This is a genomic window from bacterium (assembly GCA_028821235.1).
Taxonomy (GTDB): domain Bacteria; phylum Actinomycetota; class Acidimicrobiia; order Spongiisociales; family Spongiisociaceae; genus Spongiisocius.
In genome coordinates this window covers 2,977-6,272 of record JAPPGV010000041.1, presented here as the reverse complement: position 1 = coordinate 6,272, position 3,296 = coordinate 2,977, and the positions used below count along the sequence as shown (strand labels likewise).

Sequence of the window (3,296 nt, the reverse complement as noted above, 5' to 3'; positions counted from 1 at the left end):
ATGGTTCCCAGGAGCGGCTCGGTTCCGTCCTCCCCGAACGCGATGAGGCTAGGAACGTACTCTCCCATGAACTCCAACTGCCCGGCGGTCGTATCGACCGTCACCACGCTGCCGTCGGCCAGCTGGTAGGCCCGCTCTCCTTTGGGTGCAAGACCGATACTCTCCAGGTACCGCCTCGGCACCATGCAGTCGCTGGCGCCCGTGCCGACCAGGAAGAGGCCCTCCCAGGTCCGTTGTGGCTCGGCGGGGTTCCGGATCAGGACCGGCACATGTGTCTCGCCCATACTGTTGTCTCCTTCACTATTCCTGCATATGTCCCGCGCCTGCACCTGTTATACGTCGAGCGGCGGCGCGTGTCAACCCCCCTGTTGACTCGTGTGCTCAAGCTGCTCAGACAATCCGCCACCATGGGGCGGCGAGTACGTGCGGGGTGAGCCACTCGGTGATGGTTCCGGCGTGTAGGAGGAGACCGGGCCGGGCCTGGTCACCGTATTCGGCCCGGAAGGTGCGGAGGTGATGTGTGTCACGGAGACGGGGGCGCTTGGTCGCCTTGACCTCGATGGGGAGCAGGCGGTCACCGGCCTCGATGACGAAATCCACCTCCTCGCCGATCGACGTGCGCCAGTAGAGGATCTCCGCCCGGTCGAGGCGGGCATCACGCCAGGCCAGCAAGTCGTTGAGGATCAGGTTCTCCAGGTAGGCGCCGCCCGGTGTCGCCTCCTGAGCCAGATGCAGGGCCACTCCCGTGTCACCCCAGTAGAGCTTGGGGGATTTGATCAACCGCTTGGTCCGGTTCACCGCATAGGCGGGAACCCTCACCAGAAGGTAGGACGTCTCGAGCAGGTTGAGATACCGATGCACCGTCGGCTGCGCTAACGCCACGTCCCTGCCGAGCTCCGTCTGGTTGACGAGTTGGCCGATGCGGAGACAGGTGGCTCGCATCAACCGGCGAAAGTCGGGCAACGCCGATATGGAGGAGAGGGCTTGCAAATCCCGCTCGAGATAGGTCCGCACGTACCCGTCGAACCAGATCGCCCTCTCCCGGTCGTCGGCCAGATGGACAGACGGGAACGGAAAGCCTCCCCGGCGGGCCGCAACACGCCAGTCCTCCGGCCGGTCCGGCTGTGAAGCCACCAGGTCGGGCCAGTCCTCGTCCTGTGCTTCGAGGAGCTCATCCCAGATGCCGCACCGGCCCGATCCCAGCTGTTCACGGCGCGTCATCGGCCTCAGAGTCAGGTAGCTCGCCCGGCCTGCCAGCGACTCGGACACGCGGTGCATGAGCGCCAGGTTCGCCGACCCGGTGAGGAGGAAACGACCGGGTGCGCGCCGCCGGTCGATCTCCCGCTTCACCGCGTGCAGCAAGGCGGGCTCACGCTGGACCTCGTCGAGCGTGAGCGGCTCGGCGCCACCCACCAGGGTATCGGCATCACGGCGGGCGAGGTCGAGCACGTCAAGATCATCCAGCGAGCGGTAGCTTCTACCCGGGGTCAGTTCCCGAGCCAGGGTGCTCTTGCCGGTCTGGCGCGCGCCCGTGACCACCACCGCGGGCATCACGCGGAGGCGTTCCGCGAGGCTCTGCTCGAGCAGGCGGGCAAGCATGGCGTGCTCCATCCCTTGAATGATAATCATTCAAGGCGTGAATGATTATCATTCACGCCACTGCCATTTTTTCAGGCTCTCAAGACGGGGATGGAGACCCGGGTGGGATAGGAGCGGTTGTGGAGGACCGTCTGGGTGGCCGGGATCGAGTCGAGCGGTCCGTCGGTGAGCGGCTGGGCGCCCGTGTTCAGGTTCCGGTCCCATTGGGGGAAGTCGGAGCTGGAGATGTTCAACCGGAGGCGCGACCGCGCGCCCACGCGGGCCCCCACCGGGCCCAATTCGATCTTGAACTCGTACACCCGGCCGGGGGTCAGCAGCTCCGGATCCGACAGCGACCTCCGGTAGCGCGCCCGCAGGATCCCCTCCTGGAGGTTGACCGAGCGGCCGGCCTCGTCCACCACGCAGAGCCGGGCGGTGAAATCGGTGTCTACGGCCGTCGTGGCGGCGTACAGGGTCACCTCCGCGTCTCCGACCAGCTCGACGTCCTCCGCCAGGGGCTCGGACGTGTACACCAGGATCATCCGGGACACCTCCGCCTCGTGCTGGTCGGCCGGGCCCATCGGGGTGATGCTGTCGAAGCAGCAGGAATGTCCCCCCATGGACGGAACCGGCACTCCCGGCTCGTAGATGAAGATGTCGGGCGGCTCGTCGCCGGGCGGGCTGCGGTCGAGCGTGCCGTCGCCGAACTTTGAGTTGGCGCATCCGTCGGAGTGGATGAACCAGTCCTCCACCACCGCGTCCGGGGGCGGCCACGAGGCGAAGTCCCGCCATCCCCCGTCCAGGGTGAAGGCGGTCACCCGGCTGTCCATGACCCCCGTCTCCCTGCCTTTCAGGGTCTGGTCGAACCACCTGACCAGCCAGGAGTCGATCTCCATGGTCGAAGGACCGTCCGACCCGAGCCGGCTGACCGGTGTCCAGGGCATGTGCGCCCACGGCCCGACCACCAGCTTCTGGTTGTCACGCGTCCGCTCGTCGTAGCCGGAACCGGAGAGCCCCACGAAGTTCTTGACCGTGCCGCCGAGGAACACGTCGTACCACCCGGCCACGTGTAGAGCCGGCACCCTGATCCGGCTGTAGTCCTCGTCGATGCTCCACCGCTTCCAGTAGTCGTCGTAGGAGCAGTGCTCCGCCCAGTCGTTGAAGTAGGGCACGTGCGGGGTCTGTAGCGGCGGGTAGCCGGCCACGGGAAGGGAGTGGTACCAGTTGGGGGCCGCACCCAGGGCGGCGGCCAGGCCGATGTGGCCCTCGAGGTCGCCGGCCCGCTGTGCCGTCTCCAACCCGAGGAGCGTGGCCCAGTAGCCGATGAAGGCCAGCGAGAATGCCCCGCCGTTGTAGGTCCATCCGTCGTAGTACTGCGAGGCGGTGAAGGCCGGAGTGATGGAGGCGAGGGAGGGTGGCGCCGTCACCGCCGCCAGGAGCTGGGTGGCCCCGACATAGGAGAACCCCATCATCCCGACCCGGCCGTCGGATCCGGGAAGGCGGGCCGCCCACTCCACCGAGTCGTAGCCGTCTTCCATCTCGTGGAGGTAGGGATAGAAGTCGCCTTCGGACGCGTACCGGCCCCGGCAGTCCTGGACCACCACCACATACCCCTGGGCGGCGAACCAGGCCGGGTGAGCGCTGCCGAAGGTGGGAACGCCCGACCGCTTGTCGTAGATGGAGCGGATGAGCAGCACGGGCAGGTCGGCCTGTGTCTC

At 67.1% G+C, this 3,296-nt stretch carries 3 protein-coding genes; all 3 read right to left on the bottom strand.

The annotated features are described in order from the left end of the window. The coding region (locus OXK16_04905) for a clan AA aspartic protease (protein MDE0375287.1) at positions 1–284 on the bottom strand (284 nt) is incomplete at its 3' end. Positions 285–390: 106 nt separating this feature from the next. Further along, a complete protein-coding gene (locus OXK16_04900) occupies positions 391–1,629 on the bottom strand; it encodes an ATP-binding protein (protein ID MDE0375286.1) in 1,239 nt (412 codons plus the stop codon). Between the two features lie 41 nt (positions 1,630–1,670). Beyond that, a partial coding sequence (locus OXK16_04895) for a CocE/NonD family hydrolase (protein MDE0375285.1) occupies positions 1,671–3,296 on the bottom strand: 1,626 nt, incomplete at its 5' end.